General features: G+C 43.4%; 26 protein-coding genes. 17 read left to right on the top strand and 9 right to left on the bottom strand.

The window, feature by feature from the left end; all coding sequences use genetic code 11:
* The first annotated feature begins 14 nt into the window (after positions 1 to 14).
* The 4 genes from K8B83_RS21020 to K8B83_RS21035 all read left to right on the top strand — a co-directional run bounded on the left by K8B83_RS21020 (position 15) and on the right by K8B83_RS21035 (position 4,501).
* Positions 15 to 830: a TatD family hydrolase gene (locus K8B83_RS21020; RefSeq protein ID WP_188740570.1), complete on the top strand. Its 816-nt coding sequence runs from the start codon at positions 15 to 17 to the stop codon at positions 828 to 830.
* Positions 831 to 844: 14 nt separating this feature from the next.
* Positions 845 to 2,755, top strand: a complete 1,911-nt coding sequence (locus K8B83_RS21025; protein WP_188740586.1) for a sensor domain-containing diguanylate cyclase — start codon at positions 845 to 847, stop codon at positions 2,753 to 2,755.
* Between the two features lie 14 nt (positions 2,756 to 2,769).
* Positions 2,770 to 3,780 (top strand): porphobilinogen synthase, encoded by a 1,011-nt coding sequence (gene hemB, locus K8B83_RS21030; protein WP_188740569.1) that lies wholly within the window; start codon positions 2,770 to 2,772, stop codon positions 3,778 to 3,780.
* A 169-nt stretch (positions 3,781 to 3,949) separates the two neighbouring features.
* On the top strand, positions 3,950 to 4,501 hold the full coding sequence (locus K8B83_RS21035; RefSeq protein WP_188740568.1) for a thioredoxin family protein: 552 nt from the start codon (positions 3,950 to 3,952) through the stop codon (positions 4,499 to 4,501).
* 93 nt (positions 4,502 to 4,594) lie between these two features.
* On the opposite strand, the gene K8B83_RS21040 is transcribed toward K8B83_RS21035, so the two are convergent.
* Positions 4,595 to 5,527 (bottom strand): Ppx/GppA phosphatase family protein, encoded by a 933-nt coding sequence (locus K8B83_RS21040; RefSeq protein ID WP_188740567.1) that lies wholly within the window; start codon positions 5,525 to 5,527, stop codon positions 4,595 to 4,597.
* The gene (gene rhlB, locus K8B83_RS21045) at positions 5,528 to 6,835 is read right to left on the bottom strand and encodes an ATP-dependent RNA helicase RhlB (RefSeq protein ID WP_188740566.1); all 1,308 of its coding nucleotides are present in this window, start codon (positions 6,833 to 6,835) and stop codon (positions 5,528 to 5,530) included.
* Positions 6,836 to 6,988: 153 nt separating this feature from the next.
* Here rhlB and trxA point away from each other — a divergent pair, with 153 nt between their 5' ends.
* Together trxA and rho are read left to right on the top strand one after the other, a co-directional pair.
* Positions 6,989 to 7,315 (top strand): thioredoxin TrxA, encoded by a 327-nt coding sequence (gene trxA, locus K8B83_RS21050; RefSeq protein ID WP_188740565.1) that lies wholly within the window; start codon positions 6,989 to 6,991, stop codon positions 7,313 to 7,315.
* Positions 7,316 to 7,539: 224 nt separating this feature from the next.
* Positions 7,540 to 8,805, top strand: coding sequence for a transcription termination factor Rho (rho, locus tag K8B83_RS21055; protein ID WP_188740564.1), 1,266 nt, complete (start codon positions 7,540 to 7,542; stop codon positions 8,803 to 8,805).
* 98 nt (positions 8,806 to 8,903) lie between these two features.
* Here rho and K8B83_RS21060 read toward each other — a convergent pair whose 3' ends face one another.
* From K8B83_RS21060 to K8B83_RS21075, 4 genes are all read right to left on the bottom strand, one after another.
* The gene (locus K8B83_RS21060) at positions 8,904 to 9,605 is read right to left on the bottom strand and encodes a hypothetical protein (RefSeq protein ID WP_188740563.1); all 702 of its coding nucleotides are present in this window, start codon (positions 9,603 to 9,605) and stop codon (positions 8,904 to 8,906) included.
* A 188-nt stretch (positions 9,606 to 9,793) separates the two neighbouring features.
* Positions 9,794 to 10,531, bottom strand: coding sequence for a fumarate reductase iron-sulfur subunit (locus tag K8B83_RS21065; protein ID WP_188740562.1), 738 nt, complete (start codon positions 10,529 to 10,531; stop codon positions 9,794 to 9,796).
* The gene (locus K8B83_RS21070; RefSeq protein ID WP_188740561.1) at positions 10,528 to 12,522 is read right to left on the bottom strand and encodes a fumarate reductase flavoprotein subunit; all 1,995 of its coding nucleotides are present in this window, start codon (positions 12,520 to 12,522) and stop codon (positions 10,528 to 10,530) included. The genes K8B83_RS21065 and K8B83_RS21070 overlap by 4 nt, the downstream gene beginning before the upstream one ends.
* A 12-nt stretch (positions 12,523 to 12,534) precedes the next feature.
* Positions 12,535 to 13,278 carry a fumarate reductase cytochrome b subunit gene (locus tag K8B83_RS21075; protein ID WP_188740560.1) on the bottom strand — a complete coding sequence of 248 codons (744 nt, stop codon included), beginning with the start codon at positions 13,276 to 13,278 and terminating at the stop codon, positions 12,535 to 12,537.
* A gap of 275 nt (positions 13,279 to 13,553) precedes the next feature.
* Between K8B83_RS21075 and prmA the strand changes: the two genes are divergently transcribed.
* The 5 genes from prmA (at position 13,554) to K8B83_RS21100 (ending at position 18,227) form a co-directional block, all read left to right on the top strand.
* The gene (gene prmA / locus K8B83_RS21080) at positions 13,554 to 14,435 is read left to right on the top strand and encodes a 50S ribosomal protein L11 methyltransferase (RefSeq protein WP_188740559.1); all 882 of its coding nucleotides are present in this window, start codon (positions 13,554 to 13,556) and stop codon (positions 14,433 to 14,435) included.
* A 287-nt stretch (positions 14,436 to 14,722) separates the two neighbouring features.
* On the top strand, positions 14,723 to 15,685 hold the full coding sequence (gene dusB, locus K8B83_RS21085; protein WP_188740558.1) for a tRNA dihydrouridine synthase DusB: 963 nt from the start codon (positions 14,723 to 14,725) through the stop codon (positions 15,683 to 15,685).
* Positions 15,686 to 15,708: 23 nt separating this feature from the next.
* Complete coding sequence (gene fis, locus K8B83_RS21090; RefSeq protein WP_011635942.1) at positions 15,709 to 16,014, top strand: DNA-binding transcriptional regulator Fis; 306 nt, start codon at positions 15,709 to 15,711, stop codon at positions 16,012 to 16,014.
* A gap of 244 nt (positions 16,015 to 16,258) precedes the next feature.
* Entirely contained in the window at positions 16,259 to 17,224 is a 966-nt protein-coding gene (locus K8B83_RS21095) for a hypothetical protein (protein ID WP_223418798.1), read from the top strand.
* Between the two features lie 82 nt (positions 17,225 to 17,306).
* Positions 17,307 to 18,227 (top strand): surface lipoprotein assembly modifier, encoded by a 921-nt coding sequence (locus tag K8B83_RS21100; RefSeq protein ID WP_188740556.1) that lies wholly within the window; start codon positions 17,307 to 17,309, stop codon positions 18,225 to 18,227.
* Here the strand turns inward: K8B83_RS21100 and K8B83_RS21105 are convergent.
* Positions 18,210 to 19,592 (bottom strand): S8 family serine peptidase, encoded by a 1,383-nt coding sequence (locus K8B83_RS21105; RefSeq protein ID WP_188740585.1) that lies wholly within the window; start codon positions 19,590 to 19,592, stop codon positions 18,210 to 18,212. The two genes, K8B83_RS21100 and K8B83_RS21105, sit on opposite strands and share 18 nt — an antisense overlap.
* Positions 19,593 to 19,745: 153 nt before the next feature.
* Here K8B83_RS21105 and K8B83_RS21110 point away from each other — a divergent pair, with 153 nt between their 5' ends.
* From K8B83_RS21110 to K8B83_RS21135, 6 genes are all read left to right on the top strand, one after another.
* Positions 19,746 to 20,234 carry an RNA polymerase sigma factor gene (locus tag K8B83_RS21110; protein ID WP_188740555.1) on the top strand — a complete coding sequence of 163 codons (489 nt, stop codon included), beginning with the start codon at positions 19,746 to 19,748 and terminating at the stop codon, positions 20,232 to 20,234.
* Positions 20,231 to 20,998 carry an anti-sigma factor family protein gene (locus K8B83_RS21115; protein WP_188740554.1) on the top strand — a complete coding sequence of 256 codons (768 nt, stop codon included), beginning with the start codon at positions 20,231 to 20,233 and terminating at the stop codon, positions 20,996 to 20,998. The genes K8B83_RS21110 and K8B83_RS21115 overlap by 4 nt, the downstream gene beginning before the upstream one ends.
* Positions 20,999 to 21,002: 4 nt before the next feature.
* Positions 21,003 to 21,329 carry a hypothetical protein gene (locus K8B83_RS21120; RefSeq protein WP_188740553.1) on the top strand — a complete coding sequence of 109 codons (327 nt, stop codon included), beginning with the start codon at positions 21,003 to 21,005 and terminating at the stop codon, positions 21,327 to 21,329.
* Between the two features lie 40 nt (positions 21,330 to 21,369).
* Complete coding sequence (locus K8B83_RS21125) at positions 21,370 to 22,554, top strand: Kelch repeat-containing protein (RefSeq protein ID WP_188740552.1); 1,185 nt, start codon at positions 21,370 to 21,372, stop codon at positions 22,552 to 22,554.
* Between the two features lie 112 nt (positions 22,555 to 22,666).
* Positions 22,667 to 23,179, top strand: coding sequence for a hemerythrin domain-containing protein (locus tag K8B83_RS21130; RefSeq protein WP_188740551.1), 513 nt, complete (start codon positions 22,667 to 22,669; stop codon positions 23,177 to 23,179).
* A 141-nt stretch (positions 23,180 to 23,320) separates the two neighbouring features.
* On the top strand, positions 23,321 to 23,836 hold the full coding sequence (locus tag K8B83_RS21135; RefSeq protein ID WP_188740550.1) for an AlbA family DNA-binding domain-containing protein: 516 nt from the start codon (positions 23,321 to 23,323) through the stop codon (positions 23,834 to 23,836).
* On the opposite strand, the gene K8B83_RS21140 is transcribed toward K8B83_RS21135, so the two are convergent.
* Entirely contained in the window at positions 23,816 to 24,553 is a 738-nt protein-coding gene (locus K8B83_RS21140; protein ID WP_188740549.1) for an HAD-IA family hydrolase, read from the bottom strand. The genes K8B83_RS21135 and K8B83_RS21140 overlap by 21 nt on opposite strands.
* Positions 24,553 to 25,452 carry a tyrosine recombinase XerC gene (gene xerC, locus K8B83_RS21145; protein ID WP_188740548.1) on the bottom strand — a complete coding sequence of 300 codons (900 nt, stop codon included), beginning with the start codon at positions 25,450 to 25,452 and terminating at the stop codon, positions 24,553 to 24,555. The genes K8B83_RS21140 and xerC overlap by 1 nt, the downstream gene beginning before the upstream one ends.
* Between the last annotated feature and the right edge of the window lie 12 nt (positions 25,453 to 25,464).

Consider the following 25,464-nt stretch of genomic DNA (forward strand, 5'->3'; position numbering starts at 1 on the left):
CCACACAAACCCTTATGACTCAATATATCGACATCGCGGTTAACCTGCTCAGTGAGCGGTTAAAACACGACATTGACGCTATTATCAATGATGCGGCGAAACACCATGTTTCGCCGTTAATTGTTATCGGTAGCGATATTGATGAAAGTAAACAAGCAAGCCTTCTCTGTGAGCAATTTCCACAGCAACTTTATTGTACTGCTGGAGTGCATCCTCATCAGGCCTCTAGTTGGAATGAACAAAGCAGCAATACGGTAAAACAACTCGCATCGCAACACAATGTCGTCGCTATTGGTGAGTGTGGTCTAGACTACAACCGCGATTTCTCACCACGCCCCGCGCAACGCCAAGCTTTTGCAGCACAACTAGAGCTTGCCTGCGAGCTAAATATGCCGGTGTTAATGCATTGTCGCGATGCCCATCAAGACTTTATCGCCATAGTTAATGAATACCGAAGTGAATTACCTAAAGCATTATTGCATTGCTTTACTGGCACTAAAAATGAACTTGAATCCTGCCTAGCGGCCGATTTATATATTGGAATTACCGGCTGGATTTGCGATGAACGTAGGGGGCAAGAGCTCGCACAACTCGTACCATTAATCCCTAACAACCGTATCATGGCAGAAACCGACAGCCCTTACTTGTTGCCACGCAGCATGCGGCCTAAACCTAAATCGAGTAAGAATTTACCTCAGTATTTACCCTACATAGTGAACACAATGGCACAACTTCGTCAGCAATCTGAAACTGAACTGGCTCAGTATTGCTTTCAAAATAGTTGTGATTTTTTTGGGTTAACGATTAATCAAGTAATGGTCGATAAGTGATGCAAATGGCTAACATGGCACAGTTATCATCAACATTAAGAGTCAGCGCACCGCTGTTGTTAGGATTTATATTACTGATTATCTGTCAATTTGGCTGGGCAAATACCACACAAAATGTTCCACTGAGGTTAACCTCCAGCTCCATTACTAAAATTGATTTACAAGATTGGATTTATATCAATCACAGTCCAAATATCAGCCAATTAACTAAAGTATTAGAGCAAGCCCCCAGCGCCTGGAAAAAGTTCGATACTGCACAACCGCAACATATCGGTGTAAAAAACTATTGGGTAACATTTAGCATTTACAATCCAGAGGATTACTTATCTCGTATTATTGCTATCGATAATCCATTACTAGACAGCATAGTGATTTATCATTTTATTAATGGGGAGCTCGTCAGCGCACAACAAATGGGCGACTCATTACCCTTTAAACAGCGGCCACTTTTGAGTAATATTTTTTTATATCCTGTTGAATTTCAGCCAGGAGATACGCATAAGTTTTACATCAAAATAGACAGCCTCGGCAGTATCAACTTACCTTTAGTGTTATGGTCATCGAATGACTTAACGCAGGTTATAGAAACTAAAAACTTGTATATAGGACTTCAAATCGGCTTATTAACAGCGATTAGTCTTTTTAGCTTTTTCATTGCATTAGCTTCGCGCTCATTTAGCTATAGCTATTACAGTGCTTATGTACTTGGGCTCACCATACTGACAGCCAGTATTCATGGCGTGTCATTTCGGTATTTATGGCCTCAATGGCCCATTATGCAGCAATACATATTCTCTATTATTATCCCGCTTACCTTGGGCTTCTCATTAATGTTTACCGAGAAGGCGCTGCAACTCAAATACCATAACCTAAAAATGTTACGTATCTGCAGAGTCATGGCGGTTATCGCATTTTTATTGGCCATAATAATGCCATTTCTACATTACAGCTCCGCACTTTATATCCTGGTTTTTGTTGTTCTTACCATGAGTACAATTTTAGTGGCCTTCTCGCTCATCCAAGCATTTATAGGCCAACGTAATGCCACTTTATATGCTGTTGGTCGAATCGCATTATTATTGGGATGTATCATCACAGGGCTATTGTATGTTGGCATCATCAACCTAGATGTCGCCCCTCAAATACCAACCATGATAGGCCTGACTTTTGAAGTAGTGACAATGGCTGCAGTACTCGCTTTGCGTTATAACGATGAACGAAAAGCTAAGTTTAAAATTCAACAGCAGGCATTAGAGCAAGCACAACGGATCCGCGAAGTGCGTGAAGAAGCCCTGCATGCTGAAGCCGAAAACAGCGAAAAACTTGAGCAAATGGTGCAAGAACGCACCCTAGAACTCGAGATAACATTACGTGAACTGAACGAAGTAAATCAAAAACTCACTGAACAAAATACCATTGACAGCCTCACCGGAGTAAAAAATCGAAGCGCCTTTGATCGTCGTCTCATTGCAGAGGGCCGTATCAGCCGTCGTCAACAGACACCTATGGCATTATTGATGGTAGATATTGATAAATTTAAAAGTATAAACGATCAATATGGCCACCTTGCGGGCGATCACTCAATCCAAACCATTGCCCAAGTATTATCAGACATTTTAAAGCGCCCAACCGATCTCGTATCACGTTTTGGTGGTGAAGAATTTGCTATTATTTTACCTAGCACCGATGCCGAAGGCGCTCAACAGGTTGCAGAGCAAATTCGCCAAACAATCAGTGAGCAAGAGATTACTCATAATGGTCAACACATTCCATTAACGGTAAGCATTGGCGTAAGTGCAGATATTATCGACAGCGATGAGCATCCAATGTTGTTACTCGAACAAGCAGATAAAGCACTGTATCAAGCAAAACGCAGTGGCAGAAATAAAGTGTGCTATTACGCACTCAAAGCAGACCAGATTTAATCCAGGAGTCGAAATTGAATATTATTACTAGTGCCTTCCCTCAGCGCAGAATGCGCCGCATGCGTAAACATGACTTTAGTCGTCGTTTAATGTCAGAAAACACCCTAACGGTGAATGATTTAATTTATCCAATGTTTGTATTAGAAGGCTTTCAACGCTCTGAAAAAGTCGCATCGATGCCGGGTATTGAGCGTTACTCTATTGATTTACTGTTAAAAGAAGCCGCAGAGTTGGTTGAACTAGGGATCCCACTAATAGCATTATTCCCTGTAACGCCAATTGATAAAAAAAGCCTACTAGCAGAAGAGTCATACAACCCTGATGGCCTAGTGCAACGTGCTGTACGTGAGTTAAAGCAAGCCTTTCCTCAGTTAGGTGTAATGACAGATGTTGCACTAGACCCGTTTACCACCCATGGTCAGGACGGCATTATTGACGACACAGGCTACATACTCAATGACGTCACCACCGAGATATTAGTCAAACAAGCTCTGTCTCATGCTGAGGCAGGTGCCGATATCGTTGCCCCATCAGACATGATGGACGGCCGCATAGGCGCTATACGCCAAGCATTAGAAGAAAATGGATTTGTGAATACCCAAATAATGGCGTACTCAGCCAAATACTCATCAAGCTACTATGGCCCTTTCCGTGATGCTGTCGGCTCTGCTGGCAATTTAAAAGGGGGCAATAAGCATAGTTACCAAATGGACCCAGCCAACAGCGACGAAGCTTTGCACGAAGTTGCACTCGATATTCAAGAAGGTGCAGACATGGTGATGGTAAAACCCGGTATGCCTTATTTAGACATAGTACACCGCGTAAAAACAGAGCTGGCTGTGCCAACGTTTGCTTACCAAGTCAGTGGCGAATACGCCATGCACATGGCTGCCATTCAAAACGGCTGGCTAGCTGAAAAAGCCATTGTGATGGAATCACTACTTTGCTTTAAACGCGCTGGAGCAGACGGTATTTTAACCTACTTTGCCAAACGCGCAGCGCAGTGGCTTAAAGAGCAAAACTAAATAAAGCACTAAACCGCTCACAATCAAAAGCCAATCATCAAAGATTGGCTTTCTATTTTAGTGATCTTGCTTGCATCAATAACACCCTAGCCTTAACACATTATCATTAGCATGATTGAATACACTCAATCGATCCCCAAAGGATTTTCTTCTTAAGCGAGACATTATCATGCACAATAACATCAAAACATTATTGGCCACTACCGCACTCTTTTTCGGTACTCAGATATTATCTATGCCAGCGTCAGCTAATTCTGGTTGTGCGTTTGAAAAAGAACAACAAGGCTTTATTGCAACATGCAGCGAGGAGAAACAAGAAGTGATTTTAACCGGTGTTATAGAACCACAAACGCTCACGACCACTTTACCAGGTTACGCAGATGGCTTTGCCAGTTACCAGGTCGATGCACAAGCGGTTGACGTACTTAAAGCGATTGATGTACCAACACAAATAGTGGTCATTATTGGTACCTGGTGCCCAGATTGTCACCGTGAAACACCACATTTTATGCGGATCATCGAAGCGGCAGCCAATCCCAATATTCAAGTGGAATACATTGGGGTAGACCGCAGCAAACAAGATCCAGAAGGGCTAGCTGCTAAATATGCATTTAGCCGTATTCCAACTTTTATTGTTAAGCAGCAAGGCAATGAATTAGGCCGTATTGTGGAGCGCCCAAAGGTCAACTTAGAAGCAGACTTAGTTGAAATATTAAAATAACGTTTCCGCTTAATGCACTAAAAAAATAGGTCGCCATGGCGACCTATTTTTATCAACACCAAGATTATCAAAACTACACGATACTAAAAATCGCTAATAACCGGCTATTCTATCTGCCAATAATTGCAACACGCCTTCGCGCAGCGCACCACCAGCCAGATGTAAACTTTGAATATTCAAGCATTTAAACAAAGCTATAAGTATCGCTACGCCTGACGCAAATGTAGGAGCTTGCTCTGCATCTAAACCATTTATGCCGCTTAACCCCATGTCACTTTGAGCCAATATTTCAGCTTGAAAAGCCAATAATATGTCTAAGCTAATGATTGCAGGTCTGTCTCGATGCTGTAACACAGACACAACCGACTGCACCGCACCAGACGCGCCAAGCACAGATTGCCAGCCTAGCGACAAAAGTTGATCTCGATGCTCAGCAAGCATCACATAGACATAATCTATAGCCTGCTCAAAATCGATACTTTGCAATGGATATTGGTTAAAAAACCGTTGATTAAACAACACGCATCCCATAGGCACGCTGGTTTTAAATAGCACCTTACTGCCATCACCAATAATAAACTCAGTACTTGCACCACCAATATCAATCACCAAACGACGACCATCACCTTGCGTTGTCGCCACCATACCTTGATAAATCAGTTCGGCTTCACGCAGGCCTGAAATCACTTCAATTTCATGATGTAAAATAGGCAAAGCACGACGATGAAATTCGTCCGCATTGGTAATCACACGTAGTGTGGCAGTAGCAAACACAGCGACATTTTCAGCCGCTATATGATGTTGCTTAAGCATTGACGCAAACATGGCTAAACAGTCTAAACCACGCAGAATAACGTCCTCAGACAACATACCATCATCGCCAATGCCTTCAGCAAGTCGGACTTTACGCTTGTATTTGGCGATAACCGCAGGCTTGCCACCTACGGTTTGGGCAACCAACATATTAAAACTATTAGACCCTAACGTAATCGCCGCATACGGTTTAGATACATTCGACTCTGGCATTTACTGTGGTCTACGAGTCCTGTGGCGCGGTGGACGGCTATTGCCACCACTACGATGCGCGCCTTTATTTGCCCCGCCATCACGGGTACGCGAGGTTGGGTGCTTACGATGTATGCGCACTGGAGGCGGAATATCATCTAATAACGCATCTCGGTCATAATTGGAAACCGGGATAGAATGGGTAATATAGGTTTCTATTGCGGGCAAATTAAGTGCATATTCTTCACACGCAAAACTCACTGACACCCCTGTTTTACCCGCACGACCAGTACGGCCAATACGATGCACATAGTCTTCACAATCATCGGGTAAATCGTAGTTATATACGTGCGACACATCAGAGATATGCAACCCACGCGCAGCCACATCAGTTGCAACTAAAATATCTAAATCACCGGTAGTAAATTGCTCAAGAATACGAATACGTTTCTTTTGCGGCACATCGCCAGTTAACAAACCAACTCGATGACCATCACCCTCTAAATAAGACCACAGTTTTTCACAACTGTGTTTTGTGTTCGAAAACACAATGGCTTTATCTGGCCAATCTTCTTCGATTAGCGTGAGCAATAAGCGCATTTTGTCTTCCATCGACGGATAGAATATTTCCTCTTTAATGTTTTTAGAGGTTTTTTCTAGCGGTTCGATTTCAACTTTTTCAGGATCGTTCATGTGATCGTAGGCTAATTCCTGCACTTTCATTGAAAGCGTGGCAGAAAAAAGCATGTTTAATCGTGACTGAGCATCAGGCATTCTGCGAAATAAAAAGCGAATGTCTTTAATAAAACCCAGGTCAAACATACGGTCAGCTTCATCAAGTACTACCGCTTGAATGTGATTTAAACTAATCACGCCCTGACGAACGTAATCAATGATCCGTCCGGTAGTACCAATTAAAATATCAACGCCTTTGTCTAACACCTCACGCTGAGTTTCATAACTTTCGCCACCATAAACAATACCCACTTTTAGGCCAGTATGTTTAGTTAACAAGTTGGCATCTTTGGCAATTTGTATCGCTAACTCGCGAGTGGGAGCCATAATTATAGCGCGTGGTTCAGTTGCTTTGCGGCCCTCTGGCGCTGCAACAGTTAACAAGTGGTTAAACGTGGCCACTAAAAAAGCCATGGTTTTACCAGTACCGGTTTGGGCTTGTCCGGCGATGTCTTTTGCTTTCAATAAAATAGGTAAAGATAACGCCTGAATTGGCGTGCAAAACTCAAACCCGTTTTCATTTAATGCCGCAATTACTTCTGGCTTTAAAGGGAAGTCGGCGAATTTTTGGGTCGATAAATGTGTTTGACTCATAGCACAAGCATACCTGTAGGGGTTGCAAAAAAAGATTCGATCGTTTGAAATAGCTACATTATTAAAACGGTCTCTTGAAAAGCTATTTAACTGACCCAATATACATGGTAAGCCATTAATAAACTAGCAATGGAACCAAATCTGGAGAACAACATGAGCGATAAAATAGTATACCTAAGCGATGACAGCTTTGAAAACGACGTATTAAAGTCTGAATTACCGATTTTAGTAGATTTCTGGGCTGAGTGGTGTGGTCCTTGTAAAATGATCGCCCCAATCTTAAACGACGTTGCTGAAGAGTATGCTGGCAAGTTGGTCGTTGCTAAATTAAACGTTGACCAAAACAACGTGTCTCCTGCTAAATATGGCGTACGCGGTATTCCTACATTGCTTATGTTCAAAGGCGGCGAGTTAGTGGCAACTAAGGTTGGCGCATTGTCTAAAACACAACTAAAAGAGTTTATTGACGCTAAAATTTAAGCATCAAATAGGCTAAAAGTGTTAGGCGGCACAAGTTTTAAACAATTTGTGCCGTTTTTATGTCAATTTGCCCCTAAATTTCTGGACGGCTAACACATAAAGTGCTAATTTATTCATCAGATTTTTTCAAATTAACCTCTTCTCGTTTATCAATCATATAATTTCTTTTCAACCTTACTGATTGATTGCGGTAAGCTTCGTCGCGTAATACAAGACTCCCATACATGAATTTAACAGAATTAAAAGACACGCCCATTTCGGATCTAGTTTCTCTTGCTGAAAGCATGAAATTAGAAAACATGGCTCGTACTCGTAAGCAAGATATCATCTTCTCTATTTTAAAAGCTCACGCAAAAAGCGGAGAAGACATCTTCGGTGGCGGTGTATTAGAAATCCTCCAAGACGGATTCGGGTTTTTAAGAAGTTCAGACGGCTCATACCTTGCGGGTCCTGATGATATCTACGTTTCACCTAGCCAAATTCGTCGCTTTAACATGCGTACCGGTGACACCATTTTTGGTAAAATCCGCCCGCCTAAAGAAGGCGAAAGATATTTTGCACTGTTAAAAGTAAACGAAGTTAACTTTGATAAGCCAGAAAGTTCTCGTAACAAAATTTTGTTTGAAAACTTAACACCATTACATGCCGAAGAACGTCTTCGTATGGAACGTGGTAACGGCTCAACCGAAGACATTACCTCGCGTATTCTTGATTTGTGTTCGCCTATTGGTAAAGGACAACGTGGTTTGATTGTTGCGCCGCCTAAAGCCGGTAAAACGCTATTACTGCAAAATATTGCCCAAAGTATTACCTATAACAACCCAGATGTGGTGTTAATGGTATTGCTTATCGATGAGCGCCCAGAAGAAGTAACCGAAATGCAGCGTATGGTTAAAGGTGAAGTGATTGCATCTACCTTTGATGAACCAGCAAGCCGTCACGTACAGGTAGCCGAAATGGTTATCGAAAAAGCCAAGCGTTTGGTTGAGCATAAAAAAGACGTTGTGATTTTATTAGACTCTATCACCCGTTTAGCTCGTGCTTACAACACCGTTATCCCTTCATCAGGTAAAGTATTAACCGGTGGTGTTGATGCTAACGCACTGCACCGTCCTAAGCGTTTCTTTGGCGCTGCGCGTAACATTGAACACGGTGGCAGTTTAACCATTATCGCAACTGCGTTGGTTGATACCGGCTCTAAAATGGACGAAGTAATTTACGAAGAGTTTAAGGGTACAGGTAACCAAGAGTTACACCTTTCTCGTAAAGCCGCAGAAAAGCGTGTATTCCCAGCAATTGACTTCAACCGTTCTGGCACCCGTCGTGAAGAAAAACTGACCACGCCAGATGAATTGCAAAAGATGTGGATTTTACGCAAAATCTTGCATCCAATGGATGAAGTATCTGCAATGGAATTCTTAATTGATAAATTGGCCATGACCAAAACAAACGAAGAATTCTTTACTGCAATGAAGCGCGCTAAGTCTTAATTGCGCTGCTTTCATTGCTAGAGACTAAAATGCCGCTAACTTAGCGGCATTTTTATTTGTCGGATCCGCATTAATTCACGGTTCATTGATAAAGAGTATTACTCATCTTCATCTGCTACATCAGCATGACTACTTGCTGTAAATTGCTCAATATTGGCAAATGATTCAAACCAAAATGCTGAACTGACCATGTTATATTGGCGCGATAACCCTTCACTTGCAACACGCTCAAGCTTCCATAAAATCCCTTCTGACTCAGGAAAATGCGTGCCTTTAATCTGGTCTTCGTACAAACGGTGCATCAATGCATCTGGACTTAACCCACCAGCCAATAATCGCACCATAGCAGCATGTAACGAATCATCAAAAATGGTTAAATCGTCTTCGTTTTCAGCCGTAATGTTAATGCTAAACTCAACCCCTGTCGGCTGGGCAAACACACCATTAAATGCTTCACGCAGTAAGGCATAAGCGCTGAAAAAACGCTCATGAAACAAGCAGTCAGAATATTCTTCCCACATTCTGTCACCCGCCATGTCATTTGCAAGTTGGTCAATTTTACCTTCGGTAACCTCATCACTAAACAAGTGGCCCAACACAACCTTAGCGGCTTCGACGTCGCCTAGGTCATTAAGCGACATCATACACATTTCACGTAACTCAGCTGAATCCATACCCTCTAGGCCATCATCAAGCCCCATCAATGCCATAAGGTGTAAATAGTCATCATTTGACCAAGCGTTAGGTATTTTGCTGATTTTATGAAATGAACCTATTTGAACGGTAAACTGAGCTTGCATTGTTGAACTCCTTTTTAATCGCTGTAATCGCGGATCATTACCCACGATAATCTGCAATGCACAAGTTTACAATACTGTACAACAAACTAAAGCCAAAACAGCTGCCTACCCAGCTCTAACACTTGGTAAACGGCTGTTTTATAATGCATAAATGAATATTAGCCTAAATTAATATTCATTAACCCTATTTATATATTGGAGACACTAATACTCATTTTTCGACGAAGATAAGCAATTTGTTGCATATGCGGTAAATCTTTAGGGCATGCGTCCTGGCAACCGAGTAACGTCATACAACCAAATACCCCATCTTGATTACCGATAACATGATAAAAATCATCACTGGTGCGACTATCACGACTGTCGAGTTCAAAGCGGGCAATTTTCATTAACCCAACCGCACCAACAAAGGTGTCACGCATTTGCTTAGTAGCACAAGCTGAAACACACACGCCGCACTCAACACAACGTTCAAGCTCATAAAGTTTGGCGGCTTCTTCTGGCGCCATCGGCGCTTCTATTCGATGAATGTCCATGTCGGTGTCGTTGGGCTTTAACCACAACTGCAAACGCTCAGCGAGCTCGCGCATGAATTTACCAGTATTGACTGATAAATCACCAATCAACTCAAACCCTGGTAAAGGCATTAAACTTATTTCAGCGCTTGGAAAATTAGCTGTTAAGGTACGGCAAGCGAGTGTCGGCTTACCATTAATCACCATGGCGCAACTACCACAAATACCCGCACGACAAACAAAATCAAACTGCAACGATGGGTCTTGCGTCTCACGTAATTTGTTTAATGCAATAAACACCGTCATACCCGGCGTTTCAGTAATAAGGTAACGCATCATTTTAGGCTTATCGTTAGGATCTTGAGGATCGTAACGAAATATTGAAAACGTCAATTGACGGGCTTGGCTCATTTGGCAGGAACTCCTTTAACATCGACGTTATCAAACAATCTTTGGTTGGCTGGCATAAATTCATCGGGTAACTCGTAGGGCATAATGGCCGCTTGTCTTGCCACGCGATCGCTTGGATTATCTAAGTCTGCCAATATTTGCTCAATTTGCTGCTGGCGTATCACGGTATCTGGATGAGCAACGGCATTGTTAGTACCATAACCTCTATACCCTGGTGGTAACTCCATAGACAGCACATCGATGGGTTCATAGCTTAACGTTGGCACTAATGCGTTTTCGTCTGGCCATGAGCTGAGCGTACGATTAAGCCAATCACGGTCATTTCGCTCAGGGTAATCTTCACGCGAATGCGCACCACGACTTTCTGTACGAGCATGAGCACCACTAGCCACAGTTAACGCAACCTTTAACATACGTTTCACTCTTAACGCATCAACTAACTCAGGGTTAGCGTGACGTTTTTTACACGTTAAGCCAATATTACGTGAGCGCTTAAGTAGTTCACTTAACTCATTAACTGCTTGCTCGAGTTGAGTGCCATTACGAAAAATCCCAACATAATCCATCATAACTTTTTGCATTGCTTGCTTAATAACAATCGCTTTTTCAGTTCCATTACCTTCAATAAGCTCTGTAATCTCACAGTCTATTTGTCGGCCAAACTCCTCAATTAATTTGGTATCAATGGTTAAGGTTGCTTGTTGGCAAAAATCTGCCACATATTGGCCAATGATCATTCCGCCCACTACGGCTTCAGCTAACGAGTTACCGCCTAAACGATTAAAACCATGCATATCCCAACACGCGGCCTCGCCTACACTAAAGAGTCCTGATAACTGTGGGCTTTCTCCATTGGGTTTAGTGCGAATACCGCCCATTGAATAATGCTGTGTTGGCCTCACGGGGATCCATTCAGTCACGGGATCAATGCCTAAAAAATGCTGACAAATCTCTTTAACTTCACGCAAATTGGTATCGATGTGCTTCTTGCCCAGCAAAGTGATGTCTAACCATAAATGTGGTCCATATGGACTATTTGCGCCCTTGCCTTTGCGCATATGTTCGGTCATTCGTCGCGATACAACATCACGCGAGGCAAGCTCTTTTTTATCGGGCTCGTAATCAGGCATAAAGCGGTGACCATCTTTGTCACGTAATACACCGCCATCACCCCGGCAACCTTCTGTGGTTAAAATCCCCACCGGCACAATGGCGGTTGGGTGAAACTGTACCGCCTCCATATTACCTAAGGTTGCGACACCGGTTTCTAGCGCCAAAGCCTGGCCAATGCCTTCGCAAATAATCGCATTGGTCGACACTTCATAAATGCGGCCATAACCGCCAGTGGCAATAGTGGTCGACTTAGCAACATATGCCCGGATCTCGCCAGTGATTAAACAGCGAGCAATCACGCCATGGCAGCGTTTGCCATCATGGATGATTTTTAGTGCCTCCATACGCTCATGGACAGGAATGCCCATTGAAATGGCTCGGTTATCGACAGCATATAATAATGAATGCCCAGTACCATCGGCGGTGTAACAAGTGCGCCACTTTTGAGTACCACCAAAGTCACGCGCATTAATTAAACCATGCGCCTCTTTCGTCTCGGTTAGAGTGACTTTTTGTGCATTAACAATGACTTCGCGATCACCTTGGCTCACTCTGCTCCACGGCACGCCCCAATGGGCGAGTTCGCGGACGGCTTTAGGCGCACAATGGGTAAACATTCGAGCAACTTGCTGATCGCAACCCCAGTCAGACCCTTTTACTGTATCTTGAAAATGCACATCTTCATTGTCGCCCATGCCTTTTACAGTATTAGCTAAACTGGCCTGCATACCGCCTTGCGCGGCAACAGAATGAGAGCGTTTAGCCGGAATAAGTGACAGTACTATGGTATCAAGCCCGCGTTCTTTAGAGGCAATAGCCACTCTAAGACCCGCTAAACCAGCGCCAACAACTAAGGAATCGGTATAAATAATTTTCACAACATATCCTTATTACAAGCCAGGAACAAAAGGCACAACAGGCAAGCTAAGTGCACGACCAATAATGATGTAGGCCACAAGACTGGCTACCCCTAACACCATTAAATACGCCAAAATCACTTTTGCTAACTTCAGCATGGCAAAACGTTGTGTTGTCAGCCCCCATTTCACCGACACACGATACAAACCAAAAATGGCATGCACAGTCACAGCGGGTAGTAACAGTACATATAACATCCACGCATTTTGATGTACGACTCGCTCTGCCGATAAATGAGGGCCAATTTCGGGGTTGGTCATCATGGCAAAAAGATGCACAGGCACTAAGAAAAACAACAAGAAACCGCTTATCATTTGCCAAAACCAAATCTTGGTATCTTCATGGGGTAAAAATTGCATTTGTTGACGAAGCGCTCGCCACTGACCAATTTGAGTGGGAAAACGCCTTAATGCAAACACTGCATGAACAAGCACAACGATCAACATAAATGCAGAGAATATTTGGGTAAGAATAGGAAATCCATGGCCAGTTTCGCTAAAAATACCGCCCTCTAGAAACTGAGCAACCTGATAAAACGCATCTTTACCCAGTAAAATACTCGACTCAAAATGCAAGTGCACAATGAGAAACAGCCCTAATATAACGCCAGTAACACTTTGTAACCTGTCAGCTCTCGCCGCCCATACAGGGTGTGAAAACCCTCTGGGTTTATCGGTTAACAAAACGGCTTTTGCAGGCAAAGGGGTTGCAGCCATAAATCAATACATCCTGTGCAGACACAATAAGATAGAATGACAATAGCAAGAGTTGAGTGACAACAGCACTGGACAAAAAACAATCCGTGACCTTGCTCACCCACATATACTGTATTGTTAGAAGCGGATCACATACATAACGCTTGCAACTAAACGCCTGCATAAATATCGCTTAGACCAAATAAAGTGTCGATGAAAACGCACAAATGTAGGCGGTTTGGGTATAATGGCGGCCAACAATGCTTGTATTAATATTTATTGATTAGGAACATTTCATGGCTTGGATCCAATTGCGCATTCACACCCATCGCGACCATGCAGATATGCTTGGTGACTTATTAATGGATCAAGGTTCAGTTTCCATCACCTATGAAGACGGCCAGGACGAGCCCATTTTCGAGCCTAAACTGGGTGAAACCCCTTTATGGCAAGACACCATCTTAATCGCTTTATTTGATGCCGACACAGACTTAGCCCCAACGATTGAGTTTTTAGAAACCATGCCATTCCTAGGCAAAGGGTTTACTCATAAAATAGAACAGGTTGAAGACAAAGATTGGGTCCGCGAATGGATGGACAGCTTTCATCCAATTCAATTTGGTCAGCGGTTATGGATTTGCCCAAGCTGGCGTGAAATTCCAGACCCAGCAGCTGTCAACGTTATTCTTGATCCAGGCCTAGCATTTGGCACTGGTACTCACCCAACAACGGCTTTATGTTTAGAGTGGTTAGACAGCCTAGATTTAACCGACCAAGAAGTGATCGACTTTGGTTGTGGCTCAGGCATTTTGGCCATTGCAGCCATTAAGCTTGGTGCAAAAAAAGTCACCGGCGTTGATATCGATTACCAGGCTATTGATGCCTCTAAAGCAAACGCAGAGCGCAATAATGTCGTTGAGCAATTATCGCTATACCTACCAGAAAACCAGCCAGCAAACTTACAAGCAGATGTGCTAGTCGCCAATATTTTAGCGGGGCCATTAAAAGAGCTCGCTCCGCTGATTGCAGAAAAAGTCAAAACAGGTGGCAAGCTTGCTTTATCAGGTTTATTACAAGAACAAGCGCAAGACGTGTCAGACTTTTATAGCCAATGGTTCGATATGGAACCTGCATGCCATAAAGAAGATTGGAGTCGCTTAAGCGGCATCCGTAAATAGCACCAACTACCGCTTAATGTGTGGCAAGTATAATGACAAAAACTTGCCACACTTTATTGTTTACAGCCTATTAACAAGCCTAAAAAAACCCCAACGTCAATAAAAAAGCTCAGCTGCAACTCGCACCAGCACTCAAATACCCTCAAAAAACGCCAATTATTAGTCAAAGATGTGACAGCCAATAAAAGTCAAGCAAAAAAGTTGCATTTAGGTCATTTATTGACCTTTTCACGGCCGCCAAAAAGGGCTACTATAGCGCCCCTTTGAAGAGCAAGGTGAAGTCCGCAATGCAAATTGGCCCGTATCAACTGTCTAATCAGCTGATTGTGGCACCAATGGCAGGTGTCACTGATCAGGCTTTCCGAAATCTCTGTTTACGTTATGGCGCAGCCTTAGCGGTATCAGAAATGCTTTCATCGAATCCCGAGGTTTGGGATAGCGACAAAAGCCGCCAGCGCATGACGCATTCTGGTGAGGAAGGTATACGCTCCGTACAAATTGCAGGTGCAGATCCAGAATTAATGGCCAATGCCGCAAAGTTCAATGTTGAACAAGGCGCGCATATCATTGATATCAATATGGGATGCCCCGCAAAAAAAGTGAATAAAAAGTTTGCCGGCTCAGCATTAATGCAAAGCCCCGAGTTAGTAAAAGAGATTTTGCAAGCCGTGGTTGCTGCAGTTGATGTGCCAGTAACACTTAAGATAAGAACAGGTTGGGAACCTGAGCATCGTAATGGTGTTGAAATAGCCCAAATTGCTGAAGATTGTGGCATTGTGTCGCTTGCCGTTCACGGCCGAACGAGACAATGCATGTACAAAGGCTTTGCCGAGTACGACACCATTAAAGCAATTAAACAGAATGTCTCGATTCCTGTTGTCGCCAACGGGGACATCGACACACCAGAGAAAGCCAGGTTTGTGCTTGACTACACTGGTGCAGATGCCCTGATGATAGGAAGAGGTGCACAAGGAAGGCCATGGATTTTTAAAGAAATCCTACATTATCTGGAAACAGGTAAAAAGTTAGCGCCAATTAAGGCGGACGAGCAACGCACAGTGATGCTTGAACACCTTAACAAACTGTATGACTTATATGGCGAATACAAAGGTGTCCGATTTGCTAGAAAGCACGTCGGGTGGTACCTAAACCATGAGGAACAGCGCCAATTTCGTGCTGACTTCAATCGGCTTGAAACCGCTGCCCAGCAACATTCTCTTGTAGAATGTTATTTTGATGAATTAGTTTAGAATTTAATAAAGAGCAGAATAGAATGTTTGATCAGACAACTAACACAGAAGTTCACCAGCTTACCGTAGGCAAAATCGAAACAGCAAACGGCACTATCAAGCCGCAGTTATTACGTGACGCAGTTAAACGTGCCGTAACTAACTTCTTCTCTCAGTTAGACGGTCAGGAAGCTTCTGAAGTATATGAAATGGTATTGTGCGAAGTTGAAGCACCTTTACTAGACATCATTATGCAACACACTCGTGGCAACCAAACGCGCGCTGCTAATATGTTAGGTATCAACCGTGGTACTTTACGTAAAAAGTTAAAAAAATACGGCATGAACTAAGACTTAACGTCTAAGCGATTGTAACAAAACGGGCTTATCAGCAATGATAAGCCCGTTTTGTTTTTAAATATCTGCATAATTTAAATTAATATAAAATAATATAAAATAGCTAATTTACAACAACTTAAGATTGATTTTCGTTATGGATTTAATTTATTTTCAATTTTTATAAAAATAATTGGAATAGAATCTGTCGTTGCCTCGTTATCACTATGTCAATCACGACAACAACGAGGGAACTACAATGAACACATTATTTAAACCTACTTTAATCGCACTAGCCTGTTTTTCAACCATGGCAATGAGTGCTGAAATGTCTGTTTCAACCTCAACATCTGCACAAGCTGATGTGCAATTTAGTCAAGGTCAATCAACACAAATAAGTGCTAGCGCTAACCTTCAAAATAGTCACCAGGCTGCAGCATCTAATAATACTGCAACGTCAGATAACAATAGCGAAAGCAGCGCAGATCAAACAGCAGCTAATAACACTGACACAACAGAAACAAGCGAAACAGATGACTCGGCATCAATGACGGCTGAATCATCAACATCAGCTAACGGCGAATTAACACTATTGATGCCGACGGAAACACTAACGGCAGTTAGCTCATCAGTCAATTCATCTGTTGACACTACCATCGCCAATGTCGATTCTGTGTCTCAAATGGCCAGTGCACAACTTAACGATATTGCCAATGGTAGTGTAACTCTTGCAACTGAGCTTAGTGGTCAAACTGCGACAACGGCTGAAATGGCAGCGTCACAAACGTTAGCATCAGCGTCTATTGCTGTTATCACCTCGGCTGATACATCTACCCAATTAGCTAACACCTCAGTAAATAGTGCCCTAACAGCTGCTAACTCAACTGAGATTGCACTCAATAACGCAGTCAATGGCGCTACTGAGTTAACAACAACAGCCACAGCTAACAGTGCTTCACAACTGCAAAACAGCTTAACAGCCAATACACTTAGCGCCACCAGCAACGCGATATCTGCATCAACTAATTCAGCGCTTTCGCAAGCAACTACAACGGCGGTAAACGCCACTGCACTTAATACTGTGCAACAAGAGTTACAAGCGAGTGCGAGTGAACTTGTTCAACAAAATGCCCGCGAACAAGTGACCCAGGCAGTAAGCCAAACAGTAAATGCAGAGGTTAACAACACTATCCAAAACACCATTCGATTAACCAGCGGTTTATAACCCACTCAAGCTAATCCAACCTCGTTTATGCCGGCATCACTGCCGGCTTATCCGTAAACCTGTTTACTAAGGATGTCACATCATGGCTTTATTTACTCGCTTTACCACACGCACAACAGCAATAGCCTTGGCCATTACCAGCCCACTCTCATGGGCAAATACCACTGCAGATGACTGGTCATTTAGTGGCAAAGCTAAGGCGGGTATGGAGTATCAATCTAACGTTAATATTAGTGAGCTTGAACAAGCCAGTGGTGAGTCTGACAATGCGGTGGTGCTTGATGCTCAGCTCGATCTGGGCTGGCAAGTGAGTGACAACTTACGTGTAGACACGGGTTACAGCATCAATGATAAAAGCTATCAAACGGCCAGCGATTATGATTCTCGCCTACAGCTAGCCTTTGCCGATGTTAGCTATGCATTCACCGCAACCACCATAGGCTCCAATGTATACCATGCTCAAGCCGATTTAGATGACAACGATTTTTTAACGTTAACTCAAGTCAGCTTATATACCATGCACAACTTATCAGACAGCTGGTTTCTTCGCCCAAGCGTGATGCATGCCGACAAACAATTTGCTCAAATTGAGCAACGTGATGCTAAAAGCTACAGCGCTACCCTTGACTCATTTTGGTTTTTTAACCAAGGCCAGCGTTTTATGTCACTGGGCGTAACCTATGAAGATGAAAAAACCAATGCACCAGAGTTTAGGTACACTTCGACGGGATTAAACGCCCGTGTGTCTAATCAATTTTCATTATGGCAAATAGCTCAAAAAATCCAGCTTGGCGCCAAACTAAGCCAACGAGATTACCACACTCAAGAAAATGGCAGTCGACGAGATGATGTACATCAACAGTATGATGCTAAATGGGAAATCAGTTTAGGCCAACATTGGGCGGTATTAACCTCGGTAGAATATGGTGATTTTAAATCAACAATAGACAGCGCCGATTATGCTGAAACGCGCGCAGGACTATTATTACAAGCCAGCTTTTAAAGGCCGAGTTAATAAGCCATAGCCATATTGATTATCTTTACCCGGCTCACCTAAATCTTGCGCTTGTTGCTGTAATTGTTCAACCACCTGCGCCAGTGTTAGCTCTGGTGACGATGCTAGCAAACAAGCCACTTTAGCACTCACTACCGGTGTCGCCATTGACGTACCACTCTCGCGCCCAACACTGCCATCTGCGCGAGTAGTGAGTACCTTAACCCCTGATGCAGCAAAATCAATATAATCGCCTTGATTAGCCCAGCGATATAATCGCTTAGCATCGTCGACTGCGGTAACTGCAATAACTCCATCATATGCAGCAGGATACAATGGCGCCGCAGCGGGGCCACCATTACCCGCAGCTGCAACAAGAATAATATCCTTGGCCACTAAGCGAGAAACCACCTCATTCAACACCGGATTATCAGGCCCAGTAAGACTCATATTAACCACTCGATTATTTTGCGCAACTAACCAATTTAGCGCCTGAAGAATGCTGTCAAGTGTTGCGCCTTGTTGGTACTCGTTTTGCGCATAAAACGCCCCAGCACTGTATAAAGTGAGCAAGGGAAGCAATGGACTAAGCGATGCATTATCTCCCGCCAACACCCCCGCTACCGCAGTACCATGACTGTATGAAACCGGTATTGCAGCAGGTAAAAAATCTTGTTGAATTAAGGCAAAACGTTTTGCACTTTTGCTAGGCCATGCTGAATGATCAGAGGTAATTGCGGTATCGACCATACCCAATGCAATGGGCACATCACACATAGCCGAAGCCTTATCTTGTTCCACCGGCTGAGCAGTGCTTCGTTCAGATAAGTTGGCCTGCGGCTGATAAATAAAATTACGGCTTAAATAAGGAGCTAATAATTCTGGCAATTGCTGGCGAAGCTTTAGAGTATTATCTAACGACTCAGACACTCTTAGCTTAATCAGTTGCAAATCAATACTGTCTAGGTTTTTACGAGTGTGCACATATTGAGATAACGTCGGTACAACCTTTAACACTTGCAGCCATTGCTCGGCAGACAACAATATCAGCCACTCGCGCTCAACTGCTCGCTGCCCAAGTTCAATTTCAACCTCATTCCACAGTAATTGCTTACGAGTATCTAATATCGGTAACACACTCGGTAACTGCACTAATGGATCTAATAGCTGCGCTTTAATTGCGAGTGTTTTTTGCAATTGCTGCTCAACCAAGCGCTGTTGTTTTAATTCTTGTAGCCGTTCAGCATTACGATTTACGCTGCGGTCAAGCTGATCCACAATGGTGTCAGGTAACTGAGTAATAGGTAATAGCTGAGCTGTAGCCACCCAAGGCACAAAGACCAAGCCCAATATAGTCAGTTTATATTTTTTCATTGTTCTCATCGATTTACCTTGCTTGGCGTATAGTGTGTAAAATAAAAACGTCTGACAACAATAAAAATTCCCTCTCTATTGGAATAAACTCATCTGCTGACCCGTTATCTATACAAGGCCAACTTTAAAGCGAAAAAGAGTATAACTTAAAATATGAAGACAGAATTAACTACATTACTGCCAGCATTAAGACGCTTTGCCTATTCATTGACCGGTTCAATGCCTGATGCAGACGACCTCGTGCAAAATACCCTATTGCGGATCTTAAACTCGCCGCCACCAGAGGGAGTACCACTAGCAAAGTGGGCCTTTAAAATATGCCGCAATCAATGGATTGATGATTACAGAGCACAAAAAGTGCGTACACTCGCTACCACAAAGCCCGAACTGCAGTCAGAAAACTACAGCGATGGTGAGGCCGACATGATTAACGACATCACCTTAAGCGAGGTAAACCAAGCAATGAATAGCCTTTCGGATGATCAACGTGAAGTACTGTCGTTAATTGCAGTGCAAGGCATGAGTTACACAGAAGCCGCAGATGTTTTATCTATTCCAACTGGCACCATCATGAGCCGCCTGGCTAGGGCAAGAGCCAATATGGTGAGCTTTTTTAAACAACCCAACGGGAGCATGGCATGAACCTTAGCGATGAAACCTTATCTGCCTTTTTAGATGCCGAACTATCAGAGCAAGAAATGGAACAGGTTAGAATGGCGCTTGTTGATAACGAAGATATCGCTGAGCGACTTGCCGAACTGGCCATGGTTGATGCAATGGTACAAGAGCATTATCAAGCTATTGACCACCACCCTATTCCTGCTACTACACAAGCATTATTAGCCGATGCTGAGCCAAGTGCAGTAAATCAAGTTAAAGACCAAGGCCTAGCAAATAATGTAGTCGAGTTTCCCTGGTGGCGTAAAGCGCAACAACAAATCCAACAGTATGCTGCGGCAGTGGCTGTGGTAGCACTTATTGCTGGCTATGGTGTTTATCACATCGACTCACCAACCCAAACCGTGAATACCGCTCAACACGCTGCAAGAGTACAAAACGACATTAGTGAGCAACTATCCACACTACCAAGTGGCATTAACACCTTGCTTGATGATGATAGCGTGATGAGCATTCAGCTGAGCTTTTATAATCAACAAGGCCAGTTATGTCGCCAATACGCCCAGCAAAACCAAACTCAACAGCGAAATATTATCGCCTGCGAACAACAGGGACAATGGCAACAAGTCGCCAGTGCAGAATATAACACCAGCCCAGATCATCAAGCTCAGTACCAAACAGCAAGTGGAGGTTCGGCACTGGACCAAGAACTTGATAAGCTTATCGCTGATGCCCCACTCACTCTGGCACAAGAGCAGCAAGCCCTAAAACAACTGACAAAGCGATAAAATAATGTTAAAAAACATAACCATAACCCTAACGTTAATCGTCATAACATTACTCAATGGGTGTGCTACCCCCTCCAAGCTACCGCGGTACAGCCAAACGGATGGGTATCAGTATATTGAGCGAAAAATTACCGATAATTATTATATGCTGGAAATTATCAGTAATAGTAAAGCAACACTGCACACTAACACCCTTTCTCAGGCATCAGTATTAACAGAACAACAGGGTTTTGATTGGTATATTATTGTCGAGCAACATAATACCGACAATATCAAGCCACCCTACAAACAACATATCGAAATACGAATGGGTAAAGGCATTAAGCCGTAAATAGCACCCACTGATAACACCATCAATACAGGACTTAACCATGCAGTGCTCAACCAAGCCTAGTGCACCTCGCGTTCAATCAATCGTTAAGCGCTCCAGCTTGGTGAATGTCTTTGTTGGCGCCTTCCTAGGGGTCACGCTACCCGCCTTTGCCGTTCAATTAGCCCCTCTGCCACAGGAGTTGAGTAACAATGCCGTCGCCATGGTGCATACCAACAAGCAAACGTATCTACTGAGCTTTATGGGATTAGGAAAAGGCAAACACTATCAAGATGTGCACAATCAAGCCTGGGCGTTGTTGCTCGACAAGCCAAACAACAAATGGCAATCCATCAATTCGGTCCCGCATGTTGCGCCATTAGCAGGGCGTTTAGCGTCCACTGCCGTAGGCATAAAACAACACGCTTACATTTTTGGAGGATACACGGTAGCCGAAAATCATGATGAGATCAGCACAATAGACAATTACCGATATTCAATTAACACCGGCAGTTATCAGCGAATTGCCGACATGCCAGTACCGGTAGATGACACCACAGCAGCCACATTTCAGCAACGTTATATCTATTTATTTGGCGGTTGGCATAATGACGGCAATGTTAATTTAGTCCAAGTGTATGACACCCAAACCGACACTTGGGCGCAAGCCAGCCCTATCCCTGCACCCGCAGTCTTTGGCCAGGCTGTTGGCATAGTGGGTAATCAGCTAGTGCTGTGTGATGGGGTCAAAGTGCAGCCAAACATTAATGCACGCAGAAGCTATAAAGCCTCACCAGTATGTTTATTGGGAGAGATTAACCCTAGCAATCACTTACGCATTGATTGGCAATTATTGCCGCATTATTCAATTGCCAATCTACCCGAGGAGCAATCTGCAAGTCAGTCAAACACGGCAACCGCGCATTATCGTATGGCCGCAACAGGAATTATGGCCCCAACAGGCGGGCAAATTGTTTTCTTAGGGGGCAGCGACAATCCCTATAATTATTCAGGGATTGGCTATAACGGCCAACCAAGCCAGCCAAGTAAGCATGAATACCGCTTCGACCTAGTTAGTAAGCAATGGCTAACCCCACAAACACTTGCAAAACCAAGTATGGATCATCGTGGGCTACTGTGTTGGCAAAATACACTACTGCGTATTGGTGGCATGTTAGAACAACAGCAGGTGAGTAATCTCGTATTGGAGGCAAAGCTTAAACCAGGTGAAACCTGCTCGCTTTAGGCCATTTATCACATCAATATGTGACCCAGCTAACATCTTTTAGGGAATAATTTGAGCGCTATAAAAGATGCATATAAAATACATGTAAATTATATGCATCTTTGGGACACTCATGTTAACTCAACAAGCCGCACCTTCATTAGACCAGTTATCATTAGTTGATTTAATTGACCATATTGAAGCAACTCATCATCAGTATATCCGCGATACCGCACCCTTATTGGCAGAATATACCGAAAAAATGGTTAGAGCCCATGGTGAAGATCATGCAGAAATAAAACCATTAGCTCATGCTGTTAACGAGCTCATTGCCGAGCTTATGCCACACCTAATGAAAGAAGAACGCATTCTATTTCCAGCGATTAAATCACTCAGCCTAGGCGAACCTACTCAGGGCTGTTTTGGTCATATCAGCAATCCCATTAATATGATGCTACACGAACATGACAACGCAGACGAAATGTTGCACACCATCAGAAGCCTAACCAATAACTATACTCCACCTGCTGGAGTCTGTAATACGTGGCTAACATGCTATCGTACCCTAGCCCAATTCGATGCCGATTTACAAAAACACATTGAAGTAGAAAACACCCTGCTGTTTCCAAAAACATTAGCATTATAGGCTCACCAGGCACTCAAACGTACACGTTATACTCATCCCCCCACGGTGTATTTGATGAAGTAAGTCTAGGCGCTTACTTCCTTTTTTTAGTAAAATTTCTTAAAGTGATCTTATCTACATGCATCGCTACAGGAAATCCTCATGTCGCCACATCACTACCCTACATTTGCATTAGACGATATCGCTAATTTACAAGAGTCGGCTCAAGTCGAATTTAAATTGGCAGGAGGACGTGATGGCAACGGCAAGCTGCCCGAAGGCATGTGGGAAAGCTATAGCGCCTTTGCGAACACTTTAGGCGGCGAAATTATATTAGGTGTAAAAGAACAGCAAGGAGAGTTTACTATCGAAGGCATTGTTAACCCCATGCCAATGCTAAGTGAGATCTGGGCGATTTTAAATGATCCTAAAAAAATCAGTCATAACATATTAGCGCCAACAGATGTGCAAATTATCGAAATCATGTCTAAAAAGCTTATCCGCATACATGTGCCAAGTGTTGATATAAAACTCCGTCCCATCTACGTTGGCACCGATCCCTATAGTGGTACTTATTTTCGTGTAGGGGATGCCGATATGCATGCTAGCCGAGAACAAGTAGAACAAATGAGTATCAAAGCGGGTATCAACCTAAAATTAAAGCAATCTAAGCAATAAATTTATCTGGCCTATTTCAACATGCGGTAACACGGTTTGTGCTTGTTTATATCGTTGCTGCATACAAGGATTAAGCCACACACTTTGACACCCCGCCATTTTAGCACCGGCAACGTCAGACGACGGATGATCGCCAATATGCAGTAACTCCGATGGCATAATATCAAGCTGTTTGCAGGCCAAAGTAAACATGTCACCATAAGGTTTCATTTTAACGCCATTGCCAGGATGCAGCACAAATTGCATGACCTCACTTAAACCTATGCGCGTAGAATCAACATTACCATTGGTGATCCCAATTAACGGATACTTCTGCCCCAATTGTTGCAATACAGCCATCACCTCCGATGCAACGGTAAAGTCACTACGATGATGATGGAAACAATCCATGCCCATTTGTGCACCTTGGCTTGCTTGTAATTCTGAATAACCAAAGTGCAGCAATCCCTGATGTAACATGGCATAACGCGCTGCACTCGTGTCATGGGCAAGCTCTGGCCTTTGAATAAAAAGAGCTCGTTTAAGCTGTTGCCACTGCTCATTGCTCCATGCTGTGGTCGCTGGATAATGACGATTAATTAAATCAAATAATTGCTCACTGGCATGTACGACATAAGGCCGATTATTGTAAAGCGTGTCATCTAAATCGAAACTAATGGCTTTAAATGGCTGTAGGCGTTGATATTGGGTAATAGAAGCTGATTCTTGATATGTCATTATTTTCCCTTATCTTTTTTCGCTCTTGGATGCGCTCCATCGTATACTTTTGCAAGATGTTGAAAGTCTAAACTGGTATAAATTTGCGTGGTCGACAAGTTAGCATGCCCCAGCAACTCTTGCACTGCACGTAAATCTTGGCTGGATTCAAGCATATGGGTTGCAAACGAATGACGCAACTTATGGGGATGAACTTTTATTGACATCGCCTGCTCTTGGCCCCACTTAGCCATGCGCGCTTGAATACTTCGATGTGACAAACGTTTGCCTTGTGTACTCACAAATAACGCATCACCGGCATCTGCGCAGGGTAATTGATCGCGGCACCTAAGCCAGGCTTTAATTGCCATTAAAGCAAGCTTGCCAACGGGCACAATACGCTGCTTGCTGCCTTTACCTAATACTTTCACTTCCGATTGATCAAAGCGGATATCAGCACAATCTAAACCGGCTAATTCTGCCAAACGAAGACCACTGGAATAAAATAATTCCATCATGGCTTTATCTCGCAGGCAAAGAGGATCGTCTCCCTCAATGGCCAATAAATGGCTCACCGCGTCAACATCCATATTTTTAGGCAAGGGTTTATTTTGCTTAGGTGCACTTAAGGTATGAGCAGGATTTATCGTAACCACACCTTCGTGAAGTAAAAAATCAAAAAACTGCTTAATCGCGGATAAACACAAGGACAAAGAGCGAGGGCTTAAACCTTTACGGTGTAAGCCCGCAATCACAGACTGCAACTGCTCTCTTGTTGCAGCGACTAAATTAATGTTGTCGCCTAACAGCCCCTCAACACGCCGTAATTCAAACAAATAGTTACGCACTGTGTATGCCGACAACTGGCGCTCTGAAGTCAGATATTGGCTAAAAATGGTTTGCCAGTCAGCTTGCGTCATTTGGCGGCTCCA

The organism is Shewanella inventionis (assembly GCF_019931735.1).
GTDB classification, from domain to species: Bacteria; Pseudomonadota; Gammaproteobacteria; order Enterobacterales; family Shewanellaceae; genus Shewanella; species Shewanella inventionis.

Bases quoted from the DNA above. Each gene is read 5' to 3' on its own strand.
- K8B83_RS21020 (WP_188740570.1), top strand. From the start codon at position 15: ATGACTCAATATATCGACATCGCGGTTAACCTGCTCAGTGAGCGGTTA.
- K8B83_RS21025 (WP_188740586.1), top strand. From the start codon at position 845: ATGGCACAGTTATCATCAACATTAAGAGTCAGCGCACCGCTGTTGTTA.
- K8B83_RS21035 (WP_188740568.1), top strand. From the start codon at position 3,950: ATGCACAATAACATCAAAACATTATTGGCCACTACCGCACTCTTTTTC.
- K8B83_RS21040 (WP_188740567.1), bottom strand. From the start codon at position 5,527: ATGCCAGAGTCGAATGTATCTAAACCGTATGCGGCGATTACGTTAGGG.
- rhlB (WP_188740566.1), bottom strand. From the start codon at position 6,835: ATGAGTCAAACACATTTATCGACCCAAAAATTCGCCGACTTCCCTTTA.
- trxA (WP_188740565.1), top strand. From the start codon at position 6,989: ATGAGCGATAAAATAGTATACCTAAGCGATGACAGCTTTGAAAACGAC.
- rho (WP_188740564.1), top strand. From the start codon at position 7,540: ATGAATTTAACAGAATTAAAAGACACGCCCATTTCGGATCTAGTTTCT.
- K8B83_RS21060 (WP_188740563.1), bottom strand. From the start codon at position 9,605: ATGCAAGCTCAGTTTACCGTTCAAATAGGTTCATTTCATAAAATCAGC.
- K8B83_RS21065 (WP_188740562.1), bottom strand. From the start codon at position 10,531: ATGAGCCAAGCCCGTCAATTGACGTTTTCAATATTTCGTTACGATCCT.
- K8B83_RS21075 (WP_188740560.1), bottom strand. From the start codon at position 13,278: ATGGCTGCAACCCCTTTGCCTGCAAAAGCCGTTTTGTTAACCGATAAA.
- prmA (WP_188740559.1), top strand. From the start codon at position 13,554: ATGGCTTGGATCCAATTGCGCATTCACACCCATCGCGACCATGCAGAT.
- dusB (WP_188740558.1), top strand. From the start codon at position 14,723: ATGCAAATTGGCCCGTATCAACTGTCTAATCAGCTGATTGTGGCACCA.
- fis (WP_011635942.1), top strand. From the start codon at position 15,709: ATGTTTGATCAGACAACTAACACAGAAGTTCACCAGCTTACCGTAGGC.
- K8B83_RS21095 (WP_223418798.1), top strand. From the start codon at position 16,259: ATGAACACATTATTTAAACCTACTTTAATCGCACTAGCCTGTTTTTCA.
- K8B83_RS21100 (WP_188740556.1), top strand. From the start codon at position 17,307: ATGGCTTTATTTACTCGCTTTACCACACGCACAACAGCAATAGCCTTG.
- K8B83_RS21105 (WP_188740585.1), bottom strand. From the start codon at position 19,592: ATGAAAAAATATAAACTGACTATATTGGGCTTGGTCTTTGTGCCTTGG.
- K8B83_RS21110 (WP_188740555.1), top strand. From the start codon at position 19,746: ATGAAGACAGAATTAACTACATTACTGCCAGCATTAAGACGCTTTGCC.
- K8B83_RS21115 (WP_188740554.1), top strand. From the start codon at position 20,231: ATGAACCTTAGCGATGAAACCTTATCTGCCTTTTTAGATGCCGAACTA.
- K8B83_RS21120 (WP_188740553.1), top strand. From the start codon at position 21,003: ATGTTAAAAAACATAACCATAACCCTAACGTTAATCGTCATAACATTA.
- K8B83_RS21125 (WP_188740552.1), top strand. From the start codon at position 21,370: ATGCAGTGCTCAACCAAGCCTAGTGCACCTCGCGTTCAATCAATCGTT.
- K8B83_RS21130 (WP_188740551.1), top strand. From the start codon at position 22,667: ATGTTAACTCAACAAGCCGCACCTTCATTAGACCAGTTATCATTAGTT.
- K8B83_RS21135 (WP_188740550.1), top strand. From the start codon at position 23,321: ATGTCGCCACATCACTACCCTACATTTGCATTAGACGATATCGCTAAT.
- K8B83_RS21140 (WP_188740549.1), bottom strand. From the start codon at position 24,553: ATGACATATCAAGAATCAGCTTCTATTACCCAATATCAACGCCTACAG.
- xerC (WP_188740548.1), bottom strand. From the start codon at position 25,452: ATGACGCAAGCTGACTGGCAAACCATTTTTAGCCAATATCTGACTTCA.